The 19,646-nt window shown below is 44.3% G+C and carries 20 protein-coding genes; 6 read left to right on the top strand and 14 right to left on the bottom strand.

Annotated elements, in window-relative coordinates; translation table 11 throughout:
- Positions 1-159: 159 nt before the first annotated feature.
- The 6 genes from ccpC to AC0TWI_RS05965 form a co-directional block, all read right to left on the bottom strand.
- Positions 160-1,029 (bottom strand): transcriptional regulator CcpC, encoded by an 870-nt coding sequence (gene ccpC, locus AC0TWI_RS05990; protein ID WP_488125420.1) that lies wholly within the window; start codon positions 1,027-1,029, stop codon positions 160-162.
- Positions 1,030-1,156: 127 nt separating this feature from the next.
- Positions 1,157-1,618 carry a cyclic-di-AMP-binding protein CbpB gene (gene cbpB, locus AC0TWI_RS05985; protein WP_488125419.1) on the bottom strand — a complete coding sequence of 154 codons (462 nt, stop codon included), beginning with the start codon at positions 1,616-1,618 and terminating at the stop codon, positions 1,157-1,159.
- Positions 1,619-1,714: 96 nt separating this feature from the next.
- Entirely contained in the window at positions 1,715-1,969 is a 255-nt protein-coding gene (locus AC0TWI_RS05980; protein ID WP_488125418.1) for a YkuJ family protein, read from the bottom strand.
- 316 nt (positions 1,970-2,285) lie between these two features.
- Positions 2,286-3,050 (bottom strand): 2,4-dienoyl-CoA reductase, encoded by a 765-nt coding sequence (gene fadH, locus AC0TWI_RS05975; RefSeq protein WP_488125417.1) that lies wholly within the window; start codon positions 3,048-3,050, stop codon positions 2,286-2,288.
- A gap of 390 nt (positions 3,051-3,440) precedes the next feature.
- Positions 3,441-3,659: a hypothetical protein gene (locus AC0TWI_RS05970; protein WP_488125416.1), complete on the bottom strand. Its 219-nt coding sequence runs from the start codon at positions 3,657-3,659 to the stop codon at positions 3,441-3,443.
- A 280-nt stretch (positions 3,660-3,939) separates the two neighbouring features.
- A complete protein-coding gene (locus tag AC0TWI_RS05965) occupies positions 3,940-5,652 on the bottom strand; it encodes an EAL domain-containing protein (protein WP_488125415.1) in 1,713 nt (570 codons plus the stop codon).
- A 231-nt stretch (positions 5,653-5,883) separates the two neighbouring features.
- Between AC0TWI_RS05965 and AC0TWI_RS05960 the strand changes: the two genes are divergently transcribed.
- Complete coding sequence (locus AC0TWI_RS05960; protein WP_488125414.1) at positions 5,884-6,345, top strand: YkyB family protein; 462 nt, start codon at positions 5,884-5,886, stop codon at positions 6,343-6,345.
- 62 nt (positions 6,346-6,407) lie between these two features.
- Here AC0TWI_RS05960 and AC0TWI_RS05955 read toward each other — a convergent pair whose 3' ends face one another.
- The 6 genes from AC0TWI_RS05955 to AC0TWI_RS05930 form a co-directional block, all read right to left on the bottom strand.
- A complete protein-coding gene (locus AC0TWI_RS05955) occupies positions 6,408-7,319 on the bottom strand; it encodes a chemotaxis protein (protein WP_488125413.1) in 912 nt (303 codons plus the stop codon).
- 1,003 nt (positions 7,320-8,322) lie between these two features.
- Positions 8,323-9,195: an NAD(P)-dependent oxidoreductase gene (locus AC0TWI_RS05950; RefSeq protein WP_488125412.1), complete on the bottom strand. Its 873-nt coding sequence runs from the start codon at positions 9,193-9,195 to the stop codon at positions 8,323-8,325.
- Between the two features lie 36 nt (positions 9,196-9,231).
- Positions 9,232-10,017: an SDR family oxidoreductase gene (locus AC0TWI_RS05945; RefSeq protein ID WP_488125411.1), complete on the bottom strand. Its 786-nt coding sequence runs from the start codon at positions 10,015-10,017 to the stop codon at positions 9,232-9,234.
- A gap of 238 nt (positions 10,018-10,255) precedes the next feature.
- On the bottom strand, positions 10,256-11,974 hold the full coding sequence (ptsP, locus tag AC0TWI_RS05940) for a phosphoenolpyruvate--protein phosphotransferase (protein WP_488125410.1): 1,719 nt from the start codon (positions 11,972-11,974) through the stop codon (positions 10,256-10,258).
- The gene (locus tag AC0TWI_RS05935) at positions 11,974-12,240 is read right to left on the bottom strand and encodes a phosphocarrier protein HPr (protein WP_488125409.1); all 267 of its coding nucleotides are present in this window, start codon (positions 12,238-12,240) and stop codon (positions 11,974-11,976) included. Before AC0TWI_RS05935 ends, ptsP begins: the two co-directional genes overlap by 1 nt.
- A gap of 161 nt (positions 12,241-12,401) precedes the next feature.
- Positions 12,402-12,596, bottom strand: coding sequence for a hypothetical protein (locus AC0TWI_RS05930; protein WP_488125408.1), 195 nt, complete (start codon positions 12,594-12,596; stop codon positions 12,402-12,404).
- Positions 12,597-12,811: 215 nt separating this feature from the next.
- Between AC0TWI_RS05930 and AC0TWI_RS05925 the strand changes: the two genes are divergently transcribed.
- From AC0TWI_RS05925 to AC0TWI_RS05915, 3 genes are all read left to right on the top strand, one after another.
- Positions 12,812-13,003 carry a YkvS family protein gene (locus AC0TWI_RS05925; RefSeq protein ID WP_488125407.1) on the top strand — a complete coding sequence of 64 codons (192 nt, stop codon included), beginning with the start codon at positions 12,812-12,814 and terminating at the stop codon, positions 13,001-13,003.
- 210 nt (positions 13,004-13,213) lie between these two features.
- Complete coding sequence (locus AC0TWI_RS05920) at positions 13,214-13,786, top strand: CPBP family intramembrane glutamic endopeptidase (protein WP_488125406.1); 573 nt, start codon at positions 13,214-13,216, stop codon at positions 13,784-13,786.
- 110 nt (positions 13,787-13,896) lie between these two features.
- Positions 13,897-14,586 (top strand): hypothetical protein, encoded by a 690-nt coding sequence (locus AC0TWI_RS05915; protein ID WP_488125405.1) that lies wholly within the window; start codon positions 13,897-13,899, stop codon positions 14,584-14,586.
- Between the two features lie 31 nt (positions 14,587-14,617).
- Here the strand turns inward: AC0TWI_RS05915 and AC0TWI_RS05910 are convergent, their stop codons facing one another.
- Positions 14,618-15,661, bottom strand: a complete 1,044-nt coding sequence (locus AC0TWI_RS05910; RefSeq protein ID WP_488125404.1) for a YkvI family membrane protein — start codon at positions 15,659-15,661, stop codon at positions 14,618-14,620.
- 214 nt (positions 15,662-15,875) lie between these two features.
- On the opposite strand from AC0TWI_RS05910, the gene AC0TWI_RS05905 reads away from it, so the two are divergent.
- A complete protein-coding gene (locus tag AC0TWI_RS05905; RefSeq protein ID WP_488125403.1) occupies positions 15,876-18,017 on the top strand; it encodes an ATP-dependent Clp protease ATP-binding subunit in 2,142 nt (713 codons plus the stop codon).
- Between the two features lie 45 nt (positions 18,018-18,062).
- Here AC0TWI_RS05905 and AC0TWI_RS05900 read toward each other — a convergent pair whose 3' ends face one another.
- Complete coding sequence (locus AC0TWI_RS05900) at positions 18,063-18,338, bottom strand: Spo0E family sporulation regulatory protein-aspartic acid phosphatase (RefSeq protein ID WP_488125402.1); 276 nt, start codon at positions 18,336-18,338, stop codon at positions 18,063-18,065.
- A 218-nt stretch (positions 18,339-18,556) separates the two neighbouring features.
- Between AC0TWI_RS05900 and AC0TWI_RS05895 the strand changes: the two genes are divergently transcribed.
- The gene (locus AC0TWI_RS05895) at positions 18,557-19,579 is read left to right on the top strand and encodes an acyltransferase family protein (protein ID WP_488125401.1); all 1,023 of its coding nucleotides are present in this window, start codon (positions 18,557-18,559) and stop codon (positions 19,577-19,579) included.
- Positions 19,580-19,646 lie beyond the last annotated feature (67 nt).

Below are 19,646 nucleotides of genomic sequence, written 5' to 3'. Positions count from 1 at the left end.
TCTGAAATGGTATGGAATCCTTCCTCATACAGCTGTAATGCCTCCAGTTTCTTTTCAAACGATACAGACATAAAAAGGGCTCCCCCCTAAGCAACAGATTTTTGTTTTTTCATCTGTCTACTTAAGGGGGAGCATATCATTGTAACCGGCCGCTCTATCTTATTCCGCAAATTCCCGTACAATCTCCAAAAAAGCTTTCACCTGTTTCAGTTCAAATGCTGAGTCATAGCCGAGGAGCCATGTGTCCCGTTTGATCGGCTTTCCCCTCTCGTCCTGGAGCGGAATCTTATAGACGTCTTCCCTGCCCTCATCGAGCGTAATCGCTGGCAGGATGGCATAGCCGATTCCGTTATATGTCATCTGCTTGCAAGTCTCAATCTGGTCAACGACAATAGTCCGACGCGGGAATGTCTGAAATTGCCGATGCCACCAGTTTTGGATTTCCTGGTAGTAGTTCGAATCGCTTTTGAACTGGATAAACGGCCGGTCTGTTTCCAGTACCTGGCCCACATGTTCAATTTCTCGGTCCACAAGGTAAAGACTATCTTCGAACAGATGGATCTTCGTTCCTTTCCAATCTGTTGCACCCCGGATGATGCCGACGTGGACGTCCCCCTCATAAAGGCTTTTCAGGATGTCGCTGCTCCAGCCTGTAATGAGCGAGATCTTTGCCTGCGGATATGTATGGACGAATTGCTTCAGCACTTTTGGCAGCCAATTTTGACCGACGATGGAGGCACAGGCAATTTTCAGCGTCCCATGTACTTGCGACTCCAGTTCCTGAATCTCTTCATGGACCAGTTCTTCTTTCGCCAGCACTTCTCGGGCGAATTCCGTGACCTTTTCTCCTGATGGCGTCAAAATAAGGCCTTTCGGCGTTCTGATGAACAGCTTCGTTCCCCACTGGCTTTCAAGTGACTGCAGCCGCTGCGACAATGCAGGCTGGGAGACGAACAGTTTTTCTGCGGCACGGCGCATATTCATTTCTTCCGCCAGGACAATAATTAGCTTTAAGTCTGAGAACGACATCCCCTCTCCCCTTTCTTCGGAACAACATAGGGCCCCTCGAACGAAAAACAGGCTCCCGGGCATCCGGAAGCCTGTTGCAGCCGATGAAGTTCAAGCACAGAGCTTCATCCCTCCACATGAGCTGCGGTCATTTTCCATTCATATGGACAGGATGCTGTTGATGGATCCCTTCCTTCAACTCTTTCAGCAGGGCCCGTCTCGTGAAAATACCTTCAAAATAATTATCATCGTCCGCTATGCAAAGAAACGGATGGTCAACCAATAAACCAAGCGCTTTCTCAAACCGGTCCGTAAGTTTTACCCTCGGGATCCTTACAGCCATTACATCTTCCACTTTCTTCTCGCTCAGTTTTTCAAATTCAATTCTTTCCAGGCCTAATATCGCCTCCGTGATCATAGCAGAACTGATCAATCCGTGCAGTTTAAATCTGGCATCCAGAACAGGCACGGCCGAATATCCGCTTTTCGTCAGCACCAGAAGCGCATGTTCTAAATTATTGCCCAGCTGGACATGGGCCACTTTTTCGGAAGAAATCATATAATCACTGATCTTAGGTTCTAGGAATTCGTGGCTTTGCAAGGAAATCATAGGCAAACTCCCTCTTCTCTATATAATCGCTTCATATCCATATTATCATAATTGGATGGATTGTTGAACGATTTTCAAAAGAGCCGGCAGTATAGATCAGGACGGATTCTTTTCTTCCTGTACGATATCAAAAATTTCAATTGCAGCCATATCAATATCATCGAACTGATACTTTTGTTTTTGATTGTCCTTGTCGTACTCTTCCACTTCAAACATTTTCGTTACCGGAAAGTATTTCACCTGGCACAAAGTTCTGCCGTTCACTTCGAAAAGCCGTTGTGGGGCTTCATCCTGTGTTTCCGTATTTTGCATTGTTTGGAGCCTTTGAATGATACTTAGTAATTGTGACATATCGCTACCCCTTTCTTTGGAAAGACCACAGTAATTATATTAAAAAAACACCGCTAAAGGCAAACTGTTCATCAAAAAAACTTTTTTACGGAGTTTTCCATTTCTAGAGCTCACCGCCCTGCCGATACGGATATCTTCCCCGTTTATTGGCAATTTAGTTGACATTCCTTTGGTAAAATTTGCTTGACGGACTGCCTATCCGATTGACATATTCCCCATTCATGTACCCGCAGACAGTAAATTTATCCTCTTCTCGTCCATATTAGAAGAAAAAAACAGCCCATATATTCAGGGCTGTTTTCACTCGCAGTATGTTTCAAAATGGAAATTGGTTCAACCATTGGCCTCCGTCCATCGTAATGCACTCTCCATTAATATAGGCTGCCTTCTCACTGAAGAGATAGCTTGCCAGACCCGCGATCTCTTCCGGCTCGCCAAGCCTTCCTAACGGTACGGAACGGATCGTTCTCTTTGCCGCTTCTTCGGACTCCCACAGTTTTTCCGCTCCGCCCGTTTTGTCAATTGGCCCAGGTGCTATAGCATTGACGCGGATGCCATATTTGCGTCCCCATTCAACGGCAAGCGTCCTCGTTAAGGATAGGACACCTGCCTTGGCAGCCGCTGAATGAATGACACCGGCTCCTGCATCCCAAGCATACGTTGCGACAATATTGATCATGCTTCCTTTGATTTTTCTGTCAATCCAATATAGCCCTATTTCCCGGCTGCAGTAGAAGGTTCCGTTCAAAACGATATCAATGACCGAATTCCACCCATTCACCGACAGTTTTTCCGCCGGAACAATAAAATTGCCTGCTGCGTTGTTCACCAAAAAATCTATGCGGCCGAAACTTGCATCAGCTTCTTTAACCATCCTCGCCGCATCTTCGGGCATCCTTACGTCCATCGCAATGGTCATCAGCCGTTTCGAACCTGGAGCAATTTCCGCCTTTGCAGCCTGAAGGCGTTCCTCATTTCGCCCAGTGATTACGACGTTAGCCCCTTCGCTGTGGAACTGCTTTGCCATATACTTTCCCATTCCGCTTGATCCGCCTGTTACGATGACTGTTTTCCCCTGCATCCAATGCCCTCCTAAATGAATGAGTATTCACTCACTATTGTACCATTATTAATCCAAAAGGGAAGAAGCGATCTTTATTCTATTTGATACAATTTGGGCTCTTTCAATTCATTAATAACGTTTTCGCTGCTAAGTCATTATATATAATGGACTTTAAATTTTCTCAGATGCTTCACTTCGAATGATTCTTAGTATGCATACAACCATAACTCGCCTGTTCACGACAAACAGTTCTTGAATAATCTTTATCACTTGGCGTGCGGGGGAAGCCATATGCACCAACGGAAGGGACAGTCCATTTCCCCTTCGTTTTTTTCCTGCTCCGGCCGGCGGAGAAGAGCGCTAAACAAAATGCGCATCCCCTCCAACGGGAATGCGCATGTTCAAAAGTTAATCCTCCTTTTTATTAAGGAGAGATTCATTAAGTTTTGTCAGGCAGCGGACAATCGTTTTCTTCCGATTATAGCCCTTCATGGAGATAGAATGCTCATTCATGCTTGCATACACATGGCCCCAAGCCCCTTTTGGACTGAAACCGTAAATATATATTTTCACCAGCCCTGCTTTAGATGGCAGAAAAAGCATTTCATAAGCGGAATTTTTTATCATCCGATTACTCCTTTCATCTATATAAACCAACAAGCATTGTACTCTTTCTTAATATGATCGCATCACAAATCCACAGTATCTGTGCCAAATCCCGGCAGCCTGTGTTTCACTAACATACTTAAGTAAATATACACCTCTGCATTGATTATTTCAATTGTGAGTCCACTTGATTGGTAGGCGATTGTTCATTTTATGACCAATCTAAAAAAATTGTGTGATGATCAAGTATAAAAAGTGCCTGGCCAGGGGATTCTGATATCCCCTGCCAGGCTGATTAGCATTACAAAGACTGCTGCAAAACTTTTTCTTCAATCTCCTGTGCTGTAACGGGCTTGCTGAAGAAGAAACCTTGGGCCTTTTGGCAATTGGCCTCTGTAAGGAACTCAACCTGCAATCTCTCCTCCACCCCTTCAGCGACCACTTCAAGTCCGAGACTATGGGCGAGATGAATAATCGTTTTTGTGATGGCTGCATCCTTATGACTCTGCTCAATTTCCTTGATGAACGATTGGTCAATTTTCAAAATATCGATTGGAAAGTTCTTTAAATAGTTCAGTGAGGAATAGCCTGTCCCAAAGTCATCGACAGAAAGGACAATCCCTAACTCCTTTAACCGGTTGAGCATATGAAGCGCCGTATCCGTGTCTTGCATGGCTCCCTCCGTTATTTCAATCTCAAGAGAGGAGGCGGGCAGGCGAAGACCATCCAGCTTTTCCTTGATCACCTCAGGCAGATTCCATTGATTGAACTGCCGAGGTGAAATATTGATGGCAATCCGGATATCCCTATATCCTTTGTCTCTCCAATCTGCCAGTTGATCGCACACTTTCCTGATCACCCATTCACCGATCGGGACGATCAGGCCGGTTTCCTCTGCAAGCGGAATAAAATTGGCTGGAGAAACAGCACCGAATTTCCGGTTATTCCATCTGAGCAAGGCTTCAAAACTTTCGATTGCACCCGTCTTTAAATTTACTTGGGGCTGGTAATGCAGAGAAAGCTCATCCTTTTCGATCGCACGCCGCAAATGGGCTTCCATGATCAAATAGTTCGACAGAGTCTGAGTCATCGATGATTGGTAAAAATGATGATTTCCAGGGTTTTGTGTTTTGATGAGCACAAGAGAGCTGTGGGCATTTTTCAAAAGCATGTCCGCATCTTTGCCGTCTCTCGGAAACATGCTGATTCCTATGGACGGGGTAATATAGCAATCTTCCCCCTGAATGGTAAACGGCGAGGAGAACAAATCCAAAATTTGTTGAACATGCTCTTCGGTGTCATTTTTATCAGTATTGAGCAGCAAGATGACGAACTCGTCGCTCCCAAGACGGTATAATCTGTAGCCCATCCGATTTATTTTCATCAATCTGGAAGTGACAAACTTTAGCAGATCATCCCCCGCATCATAGCCAAGCGTATCATTAAAATGTTTAAAACGGTCAAGATCGAGGTAAATGACCGAGAATTCCGTTTCAGTCGATTGAGCAGCGGAGATTTCCAATTCAAGATGATTCATGAGCGCTTTTCTGTTCCAAGCGCCTGTCAACTGGTCATGAAGCTCCATATACTCGATCATCTCTGCATGGTTTCTGTGTATCTCTCGTGTAATTCCGATGATATACGTTACATTTTCATTCTTCTTAACGGTCGTCAGCCTTGTTTCATAAACATTGGACATCTTCCGTCCATTTGCCATTTCATCAATATATATGACAGGCTCGTTCGAATAGACCGCCCGTTTGTAATATTGGTATAGATGTTCTGCTTGATCCTCCGGCAGGACTTCCTCAAGAAGAAGACCGATAGGAGAATTAGAAAAGCAGGCATGTTCCAATCCGGCTTTGTTAACGAAAAAATATCTGAATGAAGGACCCGCTTCCACTTTCATAACAAAGATCATATCAGACAGATGATGAAATATGACTTCATTCAGTATGGATTCCTCTTCAATTCTTTCAGGATGGCCTTTTGTCATTCGTGGATCTCTTTCCATTTCATCATCCCTTTTTTCCCCTATGTTTTCCACATGATAATTTTTCTTATATAGTTATATTTTACTCTTTTTTGGTCCTGGTGGATAGAACTTTTTACAAAATTCGTGTTTATTTGCGACCGGAAGTACCATTTTCTCTGTAACGACTCTTTCTGATGCTTTGCAAAACAGGTCTAAAGTGGTATAATATTTACAATTCAGATAATAAAAGTTTTGGGATGGTGCATAGAAGTGGATTCGCATTCAAAAAACAGGTTACCAGAAAAACCGTCGCTCGAAAGCCTTTCGCAGGCAATATTCACTGTAAATCGCCATGCAAAGACCGCCTTGGATCCAAAGTATCTGTATCAGTTAAAGAAAGCGGCCCTCGAGAAAATGATCAAGGAAAAGAAAGCAAAGAAAGTTGGCCTGCATTTTTCCAATAACCCGCGCAATAGCCAGCAGCAATCCGATGTTCTTGTAACATGTGGAGATTACACTTTCCATATGCCGCCCGTGAAAGAAGACTTCAGCAATCTCCCGCATTTAGGTTCTCTCAACACACATTCCCGCAACCCGAAAACCCGCATGTCGCTTACTTCAGCCAAAAGCATCCTCCAACGCTACACAGGCATGACGCAGCCTAGCGATCCGAAAGGTAAAAAACGCCCTCAACCGCCTGTATTCAAAAAATTGGGAGATAGCTTCTTTTAACTCCAACTGAAAACGTCAAAAAGCGGAAAATCTCCATATAAGAGAATTTCCGCTTTTATATTTTACAAAATGTATCGATCAATTTCGTGGACAAGCTGCTGGATATCAGGTTTGCTGACTTGCGCTTGGGCCCCAACCATCTCACCCTTATGCAAGAGGTCAGATGTTATTAATGATGAGAAGATAATGACAGGCATCTTCTTCAGATGGTTGTCTTCTTTGATTCTTCTTGTTAAATGGTGTCCGTCCATCTGCGGCATTTCAATGTCCGTGATGACGAGCTGCACCTCTTCTTCAATTGGTGTTTGTTCTGCTGTAATAGACTGCAAATAGGCGAGAGCATCCCTGCCGTTTTCAAAAAACTCCAGATTTTCATAGCCTGCTTCCGACAGCGTGTCATTCAATAACTTCCGCAGTAAAGGAGAGTCCTCAGCGACGACAATTCGTTTGGCGGATCGCTCGCGGTTGCCGAGTTTCTTCACTTGGCCAATATGAATGCCTGCTTCCGGATTAATATCCACAATCATTTTTTCAAAGTCGAGCAATAAAATGATCTGCTCCCCCATCGTAATGACACCAATCACGTTCGAATCGCTGTCAGTATATAAACCGGATGGTTTTTCAATCTGCTCCCAGGATATCCTGTGAATTTGTACAACATTGTCGACATGGAAGACAACTTTTTGCTTGTTAAATTGTGTGACAATAAATTTTTCTTGTTCTTGCTGATGGCCGTCGGCTTTTGTCATGCCTAGGGCTCTCCTCATGTTCACAACCGGAAGCACCTCGCCTCTCAGCTGTATGATTCCGTCGATAAAAGGATGGGAGTGCGGTACATATGTGACGGGAGCAGGCTGGATAATCTCCATCACTTTAATGACGTTGATACCAAACTTGCGTCCTTGTATTTCAAACTCTATGATTTCCAGTTCATTTGTTCCGCTTTCTAGTAGTATTTCTGTATGTTGCGCCATCGTAACCTTCACCTTTCGCTTTAGCTTGCTTTGGAAAACTTGACATTGGAGTAAATCTCTTAACAATATAGCATGATTTTGCCTCTATGAGACTCTATAGAATAAAAATTTATAAAAAAAGTGTGCCAATCAAAAGTCAGCGAAAAGTGATATTCTGATCTGCACACTTTTTCTGTAAGCAAAATCAAATATGCGGTTGCAGTTGCTTTCCGTTTCGGGGCACGGCTTGAGCTTCGGGCCAACAGGATGTTGGTCATGCAGGCGAACCGACAGGACCTCGTGTCCTTGCCTGCCTCAGTCGCTTTGTACCTTGCGGGTTCTTAAGGCCTGTGCTGTTCACGTTGGACACAGAAACAACTTTAGTGAATAAGCATCTCACGAAGAAAAGGTAGAGCCTTTTCGAGGAGACGGAACCTGCACTCCAAGCAACGGTCAGGCAGGCCGACGAAAGTAAGGCTATCTCCTCTTCGGAATCAATAGGAATAGGCCGCTGCCAATTTTAAAATTGAAGTTACCACAGAACCATCCACAGGAAGGATTTATAATGTGCAGTCAACAGAATGCTACTGAAGAATATACATCGCACCGTTTTCAGGCAGTATAATAACTGCCAATCCCCCACCATCCTGGATGTTTAATAGCTGATTCAGGAGTTTCTGCAACTATTGATGTAGTAGGATCCAACGGATTGGCGTGGAAGGTGAGACGCATCTAAAAGGCTCTGCTTCTCCATAGTGAGAAGTTAATTCGGCTAGGTTGCTGCTAGTGTCTGCGGGATTGAGCACGACTGGTTAAACTCTAGACACTATGCACCCGCGCCCCACGGAAATTATTCGCCTGAAAGGTAAATCCATGGGTTAAAAGAAAGAAAACGAGACTGGGATTCCTTTAGGTCCCACTCTCGTTTCTGTTTCAGTATGGACTTTTTCAGCGATCTCAAAGACGGCCCATTTTTCATCCTCGGCTTTATCTTTGGGACATATGGGTCAATTCCATCTTTTCCTCATTCCTCCCAGTATTTGATTAATGCCTGGGTACCTGAGTTTTCGTATCCTTGTTCAGCCAGCTGAACATACATTTCTTTTGCAAGTGCCAGTCCCGGGAGCTTCAAGTCCATCTTCTCCGCCTCATCAAGTGCAATTCCCATATCCTTAATGAAATGTTTGATAAAAAATCCAGGGGAGTAATCATCTGCCAGCACCCGAGGGATCAGGTTTGACAGAGACCAGCTTCCGGCAGCGCCGCTTGAGATTGATTTCAGTACCGATTCCGGATCAAGACCAGACTTCTTCGCATAGACAATGGCTTCCGTCACGCCAATCATGTTCGAAGCAATCGCGATTTGATTGCACATTTTTGTATGCTGGCCCGCTCCAGCCTCGCCTTGATAAACGATATTTGTCCCAAGCACTTTGAATAGTTCCTTAACCGCGTAAAATGCAGCCTCGTCACCGCCAGCCATAATGGAGAGTGTGCCGTTTTTGGCCCCGATATCCCCTCCAGATACCGGCGCATCCAGCGCAGCTGCCCCCTGTCGCTTTCCTTCATCGTAAATCCGTTTTGCGAGTGTCGGTGTGGAAGTCGTCATATCAATCAGGATGCTGCCTTCCCTGACCTCTGCCAAGATGCCATTCTGCCCAAAGTAGACATCCTCGACGTCCTGAGGATATCCAACCATCGTAATGACAACATCCGCATATCGGGCAGCTTCACCTGGAGTATTCGCCCATTTGGCCCCCAACGCGATTAATTCCTCCGCCTTCGATTTTGTTCTTGTATAGATGGATAATTTATAGCCTTCCGCCATCAAATTGCGCACCATGCTTTTCCCCATAACGCCGAGACCGACAAATGCTATGTTTTGAATTGTTTTCATTCCAGCTCACCTCTCCGTGATTACTTGATGCATTTTTTAAACTGAGCGCAGTTTGCCCCCATCAACAAAGTAGCTGCCGCCCGTCATATATGTATTCCCTTCGGATGCCAGGAAAACGACAACCTTGGCAAACTCTGCGGGCGAGCCTTCCCTGCCAAGCGGTATGGCTGCCTGGGCCTGTTCTGACACCTTTTCCGGCGTAATTCCCTTCTTTTCGGCTGTTGCCTCATCAAGCTGCTTAATCCGGTCCGTCGCAATCCTTCCCGGCGCCACTGTGTTCACAAGTATACGGTAAGGGGCCAATTCATCTGCAAGTGATTTTGCCAGACCGAGAATCCCCATCCGGAACGTGTTCGAAAGAATCAGCCCTGGAATCGGTTCACGAATCGAGGACGACGCAATATTGATAATGCGCCCTCCATTCTTCTTTAAGTAAGGCAGCGCTTCTCGGATGATCCTGATATACGATAAAAGATTCAGCTCGAATGCTGACTGCCATTGTTCGTCATCCATGTCAACGAATCCCCCTGCTGGCGGTCCCCCAGCGTTATTCACAAGGATATCGAGTTTTCCGAAGGACTTTACTGTTTTTTGAACCATTGATTGAATGTCATCCCGATTGGTAATATCACACCGGACGTATTCTACTTTCCCGCGATCCAAGGAAGACAATTCCTTTTGAACTTGTTTTAACTGCTCCACATTTCTGCTGGCAATCATAACACTTGCACCTTCACGGACAAATTGTTCTGCAATCGCTTTTCCCAATCCCTGGCTTGATGCAACGACGAGAGCAACCTTGCCTTCAAGACCTAAATCCATCGCCTATCCCCTCTTTCCGTAATTTTCTTACATTATAGCATAGGACCTTTCTTCCACTGCGTCAGAAGCTCCTGCCTGATCCTTCGATAGAAAAAACAAAAAAACCCGCAAGACATATGCCTTGCGGAAAAAAAGGGGGAAAAATGAGAATGAAATGACTGGGTAGTCAGATCAATCATGATTACTATTCTATACCACAGTCTTCTCTTTCATACTCCTCTTCCCGGTAACTTTTTTATTACAATTCCGTTACTTTCTTTACAAGTTCCACTACTTCTTCAGTTGTGCTCATTTCAAGCGCTTGAAGAGCCATTTTTTCCATCTGTTTTGCGTCAAGATGCTTGATTTGCGATCTTGCGCGCAGGATTGACGAAGCGCTCATGGAGAACTCGTCCAATCCAAGTCCAAGCAGAAGCGGAATGGCTGTTTCATCGCCTGCCATCTCTCCGCACATACCAGCCCACTTGCCTTCTTGATGGGCTGCATCAATCACATTTTTAACCAACGTGAGGATCGCAGGACTGTATGGCTGATAAAGGTAGGAGACGCGCTCGTTCATCCGGTCTGCTGCCATCGTGTACTGAATCAGGTCATTTGTGCCTACGCTGAAGAAGTCAACTTCCTTGGCGAATTGGCGTGCCATAACTGCAGTAGATGGAATTTCAACCATGATGCCGACTTGAATCTCATCTGAAACCGATGTGCCCGCTTGGACAAGCTTTTCTTTCTCTTCCAGCAGGACAGCTTTTGCCTGGCGGAATTCTTCCAGAGTTGCAATCATCGGGAACATAATGCGAAGTTGGCCATATGCACTTGCTCTCAGCAAAGCACGGAGCTGTGTACGGAAAATGGTTTGCTCTTCAAGGCAAAAACGGATCGCCCTGAAGCCGAGGAACGGGTTCATTTCCTTTGGAAGATCCAAATAAGGAAGCTGCTTATCCCCACCGATGTCGAGAGTCCGAACTACGACAGGCTTTCCTTCCATTTTCTCCAGTACTGTTTTGTATGCATCAAACTGCTCTTCTTCTGTAGGCAGTTGATCGCGATCCATGTACAAGAACTCTGTTCTGTATAAACCGATCGCTTCAGCGCCATGATCGACAGCGCCGTTTGCATCTTGAGGCGTACCGATATTTGCAGCAAGCTCGACATGCTTACCATCGCTCGATACCGTCATTTCATCCTTCAAAAGAGCCCACTCGGCTTTTTGCTTCTCAAGCCTGATGCTCTCTTCCCGGTAATGATCGACAACCTCAGGAGTCGGATTTACATGGACTTCACCGTTTACGCCGTCCACGATGATCAAGTCCCCGTCCTGGATTTCTTTTGTAACGGAATTCGCACCAACGACCGCCGGGATTTCCATTGATCTTGCCATGATGGCTGAATGGGATGTTCTGCCGCCGATATCGGTTGTGAATCCTTTGACAAACTCTTTGTTCAATTGTGCTGTATCTGAGGGTGTAAGATCAACAGCAACAATCACGACTTCCTCTGCTATCAAGCCTGGGTTCGGAATTTTAACACCAAGGAGCAAAGCGAGAACCCGCTTTGTAACGTCCTTGATGTCGGCAGCGCGCTCTCTCATGTATTCATTGTCCATCTGTTCAAAGATCGCAATGAAGCCTTCAGCGGTGACAGACAAGGCCATTTCCGCATTCATTTTTTCATTGGTAATCTTTTCATCAACAGCTCCCAATAGTTCAGGATCTCCGAGTACGAGCAAATGGGCATCAAAGATGGCTGCTTTATCTTCACCAAGCTGATCCGCAGCATGGTCGCGGATTGTCTGCAATTCGGCTTTCGCCTTTTCAACTGCTTCATGGAAACGGCTTACTTCGGCATCCGCATCGGCAATTTCTCTCTTTACCGCAGTCAGATCCGGCTCAACCAGCCGGTATGCCTTTCCGATGGCAATGCCATTGGAAGCCGCTATCCCTTTTAAAATCGTGGACATTACTTCGCAAGTCCTTCTTTGGAGAACAATTCTTCAATTGCTTTGATTGCTTCTTCCTCATCAGCTCCCTCAGCGCTGATCGAGATGTTTGCATCTTTGCCGATACCAAGGGACATAACGCCCATAATGGATTTCAAGTTTACTTTTTTCTCCTTGTATCCAAGCTGAATGTCAGAAGAAAATCTGCTGGCAGTCTGAACAAGCAATGTAGCCGGACGTGCATGAATTCCTGTATCTGCTGTAACGGTAAATTGTTTCTCTCTCATAATCAATCGTCTCCTTTTTTAAATCAAAATGGTATCCATTCAAAAGTAGCTAATTTTTTCGTATTCGTCAATTAAACAGCAACAAATCGGGTAAAATTATATATGAAATTTGTCCAAATGGATATATTCACTGAATAAATTTCCTGGTATGCCCTAAACTGTCAGCTCCGCTCTTTCTCCAAGTATGTATAGATAACAGAACCACCGCGTTGGGCATTCCCCCGGAACCGTTTAAAATCGGGCTGTTTCAATAGCAAACCGCGGAAAAGCATAAAATCCTCTTTGCTTACTTCCACTTTATCAAGTGAACCTTTGCGAAGATTTTCCATTAAATCCAAGCAGATTTCTTCATTCATCAGCTCACAGTCCCTCCTCTTGATCTTCCGAAAAAAAGCTCTATTTTCCTCTGGATATGCCTATCTTATAAAAACTCTGACCACCTGTCCAATCGCTTTATTCAGCAAACGCTTACCCTTTGCAATTTAAGCGTTTTCAATAAATTAACTGAACATAGTTGCACTTTACAGGAAAATAGTGCAAAATATTAAAAAAAGTGAGGGGGCGGCATAGATTGAAAATTGCAGAAATCGGAAATGTAATTGAATTTAAAGATGGCCTTCGCGGTATTGTTGAAAAAGTGAACGAGAATTCTGTAATTGTAGATTTAACATATATGGACAATTATCGGGAATTGGATTTAGAAGAGAAGACAGTCATTAACCATAAAAATTACAAAGTGATCAAGGAATCTGTGAAAATATAAGCATCAACAATGAAATAAATGGGAAGGGATATGCGGATGATATGTAATGTCAGCCAACTTTCCCACAGCAGCAGATATTCTATAGCCCGATTTTGAAAAAGCAAGCGGCAGCGCTTGCTTTTTCTATGTTCAAAATCTATCCTCTAATAGAGTAAATTTCGAAAGGACTGACATTCTATCAAAAAAGTAGATTTTACCTTGCTTGGGGGCATGATTCTTTCTTGCTTGCTTATTTACATAGCTTTTGACACAAAAAATGTATTTTGGTACCTATATACGGCCACTTCGCTTTTTTTGATCAGCTATGCGATTGTTTGGGAAAAGATGGACGATGAGTTGTCATTTATTCAGTATGCATCGATCGGTCTGTTATCGGGTATTGTGATGTATGCTCTATTTTACGGCGGAAGCTATCTTTTGGAATATCTTCCCGGTAATATGACAAAGCAAGTTTCATCCCTCTATAAACAGATGAAACTCGACGAAATTTGGCACTATCTTGTGCTGGTGTTGGTGATCGTTCCCGGGGAAGAAATATTTTGGAGGGGGTTCGTCCAAAAAAAGATTTCCCGCGTTGCCGGCAATCCTGCAGCCATTATCCTGGCGGCCGTCCTATCCGGTATCGCCTTTTCCTTTTCAGGTTATACCGTCCTTATGGTGGCGGGCATTATCAGCGGACTGATCTGGGGCTATCTTTACGTCCTTAAGCGCAGCATGCCGCTATTGATCGTTTCTCACTTAGTATTTGATATTCTTTTGCTGATAATATTTCCGATAAAATGACAAAAAAGCAGTAAATTTTGGTATGCTAATGTTGTAGATTCTGTAACTTTTTTCCGCGGACTTCGTCAAATCATTATAGAAGCTGCAACAACTTTTGAGGAGGAACTTAGATGACACAACTTTTAAAGCTTTTGGCAAGTTCTTTTATTGCCCTCTTTATGCTAACGGCATGTGGGACGGCGGATACGGACGACCAGAAAACGAGCGGAAGCACACCAGCTGACACCTCTCAAGCAGGGGAAGCAGACGTGAAGGATGACCCGGTTGCACAGGAAGAAGAAGATGAGCCGGAGAAAAATGAGGACACTGCCGATACCGAGGCACCTGCGACAGAGACGAATGACGGTCAGAGCCTCCACTACAAGATTGACGGTGAAGAAAAGACCGGTACTCCTGTGATGGCCGAAAGCGATACACAGCCCTATTCAATCCTCGTTCTTCCTGAGTTTGAGTTTACAGGGGAAGAACCGAACAAAGATATTTTGTATGTAAAAGAAGACGACCATGTTTTCATGAGAATCGAGCAGCTTCCAGCAGAAATTTCCGAGGAATCCGCAATCGACACGATCAAGGAGCAGCTTAGTGCTGTAAACTCTGAGATCGCTGAAGATGAGGCGCCTGCAGACAATGACTGGCTGAAGGACGCAAAAATATTCTCAACAGAAAAGGACGGCGAACTTGTCAAAGGCTACCTGATTAAAAATTCAAATGGACATTTGAAGCTTACTCTATTTGAAAAGACAGACAAAAAGTATGAAGATGCATTTCTGAAAATGGCAGAAACGATCAAAGTCAAATAACAAGCCAGCTCACAAAAGAGCCCCCATCTAATCAGGGGCTCTTTTTTTTGCGCTGATAGAACATGAGCAAAACGAGGAAAATCAGGCTAATGTAGCCAAACAACGGATAAAGATAGCCGAGCAGCTTCCCATACCCGATCTTTCCGGCAAAATAGATGACAACCAGAATAATCGCAAGCACCCATTTGCCGCTGATGTTTATATATACTCTAAGCTGCCTTTCCAGTCCATACAAGTTTCCAATGATAGAGGTAAATATTTCACCAAAAATTACAAATACATAAACAAGATAAATTCCTGATGCTGCATGCCTGATCACTTCTGCCATCGGAATTTCATGTGTGGCAGGATCGGGCAGTGTGACCATAATCAAATGGCTCGACAATAAGAGAATGGCAAGAAGCCCGCCCCCAATCCAGCCTCCAAGCTTAACCACGTCCTCATCCCCTATCTCGGCAGCTACAGGAACAAGAACCGACTGTGAAAGAGCAAGATTAAAGGCTGCATATAAAACTGCGGAAAGTACGGAACTGAAAGCTGAAACCTCCGGAGGCTTGTCAAAGAAAAACTCGAAAGCCCCCTCAAGCCGGAAAAAGCCTGCGAGTATGAGCAGATTGAAGAAAACCAGCAGCGGGACGACAAAACTATTGACGGCAAACAGCCCCTTTACACCGACAGCAAGGACGACAACCGAAAGGAACAAGGTAATAACTGTTCCCAACCCTTTGCCAAGGCCAAGTTGTTCATGAAAAAGAGCTTCCGCCCCGGAAAGCATGACTGCGCACACGCCAAGAAGCATGAACATCATCAAAATATTCATCCATTTAGCCGCTTTCTCCCCGAACAATGCCCGGTTCAAATCCTCATAAGAAAAAGCGTTGATTCTAACTGCAATCGTCATAATTTTTGTTCCCATCCAAATAAACAAGCCTCCAGAAACGAAAATGGCGAGAAACCCGTAGAAACCAAACCGAGTGAAAAACTCCACGATTTCCCTGCCTGTCGCAAACCCGGCTCCGATCACCGTGCCGACATATAAAGCAGCAACCTGAAACGCGCCTGTCCATTTTTTCAAATCTGCATTCCCTCATTTACTGATTTTTCTCTTCCTCTTAACCTATGTGAAAAAAAAAGATTAACGAATAAAAATCAAAAAAATACTTGAAAGTCAAAGAAGGTCAGAGTATAATAAAAACATAAGGTCAAAGTTGGTCAATAAAAACCGACCTTTATTTTTGTTCTATTGATCAAAGATAGTCAAAGAAATCTTCTTGGAGGATTGATAGATTATGCTATGCAGTAAATGTGAACAACGAAATGCGAATATACAATTGACAATGCAAATAAATGGACATAGACAAGTTCTCCCCCTATGCTCCCAATGCTATGCTGAAGAAAAACAAAAGCTGGGTGCTTCGATGGGACCATCTTCTTTCGGGAACTTGGATGAATTCTTTGGGCAATTCATGCAGCCCGGCCATCACACTTCCGACATTCCGCAGGCTGTCCCTTCCACTAAAAATGGCGGCGGCATGCTTGATCAATTTGGCCGGAATTTGAACCAGGCGGCGAAAGCAGGGTTGATTGACCCAGTCATCGGCCGTGAGGAAGAAATTGAACGTGTCATCGAAATTTTGAATAGAAGAAACAAAAACAATCCGGTACTAATCGGCGAACCAGGGGTCGGAAAAACAGCGATTGCTGAAGGCCTCGCATTAAAAATTGTCGAGGAGGACGTCCCTGCAAAATTGAAAAATAAAGAAGTATACCTTCTCGATGTCGCTTCTCTTGTCGCAAATACAGGAATTCGAGGTCAATTTGAGGAAAGAATGAAAGGGCTGATCAGTGAATTGCAGACAAAGAAAAACATTCTGCTCTTTATTGATGAAATCCACCTTCTTGTCGGTGCTGGTTCTGCGGAAGGTTCCATGGATGCGGGAAATATCCTGAAACCTGCCCTCGCACGCGGCGAGCTCCAGCTTATCGGTGCTACTACCTTGAAAGAATACCGTCAGATTGAAAAGGACGCCGCCCTTGAACGGAGATTCCAGCCGGTGCAAGTCGGTGAGCCTTCAAAAGACAAATCCCTCCAAATTTTGATGGGTCTAAAAGAAAAATACGAAATCTATCATCAGGTTAAATACAGCAATGAAGCAATCAAAGCTTGTGTTGACTTGTCAGTGCGTTACATCCAGGATCGTTTTCTCCCTGACAAAGCGATCGACTTGATGGATGAAGCGGGTTCCAAGCTAAACCTGCAAATCAAAACAGGCAGCAAGGAACAAATCCAGCAGCGGCTTGCTGAAATTAATAAAGAAAAACAAGCCGTGCTGGCAAAAGAAGAATATGAAAAAGCGGCAAGACTGCATGAGGAAGAATTGAGGCTCGAGAAAAAAATAAATAGCGATGCGCCTGAGAAGCTGACTGTCGATGTCGGTTTAATACAGGACATCATCGAGAAGAAAACAGGAATTCCTGTCGGAAAGCTGCAGGCAGAAGAAATGCAGAAAATGAAAAATCTGGCCGCAGAATTGGCCTCAAAAGTGATTGGTCAGGAAGAAGCTGTGCGGAAAGTTTCTAAAGCAGTCCGCCGGAGCCGAGCTGGACTGAAAGCAGCTGGCCGGCCAATCGGATCCTTCCTCTTCGTAGGGCCGACAGGGGTAGGGAAAACAGAACTTTCAAAAGCACTGGCAGAGCAGCTATTCGGCTCTAAGGATGCCCTGATTCGCTTGGACATGAGTGAATATATGGAAAAACACAGTGTATCCAAATTGATCGGTTCACCTCCAGGCTACGTTGGCCATGAAGAAGCCGGACAACTGACAGAACGTGTGCGCAGACAGCCGTACAGCATTATCTTGCTCGATGAGATTGAAAAAGCCCACCCGGATGTACAGCATATGTTCTTGCAAATTCTTGAAGACGGACGCCTGACAGACAGCCAAGGAAGAACTGTCAGCTTTAAGGATACGGTTATCATCATGACCAGCAATGCTGGTACAAGCTTTAAACCGATCCGAGTCGGCTTCGGCCAAAGCGAGGCTGTAAAGGAAGCATCCATCCTCGATTCTCTTGGCAGCTTCTTCAAGCCTGAATTTCTCAACCGGTTCGACAGTATTATAGAATTTGATCAACTGACGAAGGAACACCTTTTTGAAATTGTTGAACTCTTGCTGGCTGACCTTCATGTCGTGCTGAAACAACAGGAACTTTCTTTGGAAATCAGTCCGGAAGTGAAAGATAAATTGGCAGACTTGGGATACCACCCACAGTTTGGCGCCCGGCCGCTGCGCCGTGTAATCCAGGATCAATTAGAGGATCCAATTGCAGATTTCATTTTGGACCATCCGGAAACAAAACAGCTCCACGCAGTATTGGAAGATGGCCAGATCACCATTGAAGCGAAGCAAGTCGAAAAAATAGAACAGTAAACATGAAAGCCCGGACTTATCTCCGGGCTTTTTTATATTCTAGGATTATTGTAGATTTGCCGGAGTGAAGTGTTCTTGCTTGGATGAGGCATACTGTCGGCCGTATAAAAAAAGCATGAGTTTCGGTTGAGGATTCTTGTGGTGTGTGAAAGTCTTTGTCTGAAACAGATGCAGATACTCATTCAGAAGCTTGTCCAGCTCCTGGCTACAATTGATGGTTTTCTGGGAACTTAAACCGTACTTTTCCCCAAGCCTAATCATTTCCAGCCTTTTGTGTTGAATTTTTTCAAGAAGTTCATTTTCTGATTGATGGACTAACATCTACTTTCTCCTCCGTACTTCATCATATTTAAATCAACTTCGACATTATCTCAATATTTGGTTCGGCTGTAAATGACATCGCAAAAGAAGTCAAAACTTCCTAAAACGTAAGATGTTTCGACAATTACAGCCGTAACTTTTCTGATATACTAACTTAATGTTTGTTGATCCAACTCCCGGGTAAAATTTAATTATCAACTAGTAAGCTGGTGAGCAAAATGGAAAAAAGGGATTTTTATTTTGATAACGCGAAATTCATCTTGATCTTCTTTGTCGTATTCGGCCATCTCCTTCAATCGTATGTCTCTTCAGACACGGTCATAGCGACACTGTACAAACTAATTTATCTGTTTCATATGCCTGCATTCATTCTCGTTTCGGGCTACTTTGCAAAAGGAATCTATGAAAAAGGGTATGTCGCCAAGTTGGCAAAAAAGCTGATTTTGCCGTACGTCATTTTTCAGATCATCTACTCGATCTTTTACTACTTCCTGTACAATGAGCCGTCTTACTCGGTTTCCTTGCTGGATCCTTATTGGTCTCTATGGTTTTTGATCAGCCTGTTTTGCTGGAACATCATGCTCTTGCTCTTTAGCAAACTGCCGGCTAAGTTATCTTTAACCATTGTGATTGCAATCGGGCTGTTAATCGGGTATGCAGACTTTATTACAAATACACTGAGCCTATCCAGGACGTTTGTCTTCTTCCCTTTCTTCCTGGCCGGGTATTTTCTCGAACGAAAGCACTTTACCGCTATTGCTTCGGCAAAATCAAAATGGATTGCAGGGATAATCCTTTTGATCACTGCTGCAGGTCTCTGGTTTTATCCGGATTTAAATGAGAAATGGCTGCTGGGGTCGAAGCCTTACAGTGCACTGGACGGCAATACACTATTTGGCCTTTTCAGAAGATCTGGAGTCTATACGGTGAATTTCCTGATGGTCTACAGTTTCTTCGCTTTCGTACCGAAGAGAAGGTACTTTTTTACACAATGGGGGCGCAATACACTGTATGTGTACTTGCTTCACGGATTCATTGTCCGTGCTTTCAGAGGAAGTCAACTGGAGAGCTATTTGAATGAACAGCAGACGATATTCATATTGTTTGCGGCCACTTTTCTTCTCACTGCCCTCCTTTCTAGCAAAGCAACAACCGCAGTGGCACAGCCGGTCATCGAGCTAAAAATGTCACGTTGGAAAAACGCATTCTTTAACTTTAGGGATCCTTCGAGACTTTCTTGAATATCGAGGGCAAAGCAGTCCGGATAACGGGCTGCTTTTTTCCTATTCCTTATCCTATACGACATAG

Source organism: Lederbergia sp. B243.17, assembly GCF_057657925.1.
This window is presented reverse-complemented; position numbering and strand designations above follow the sequence as displayed.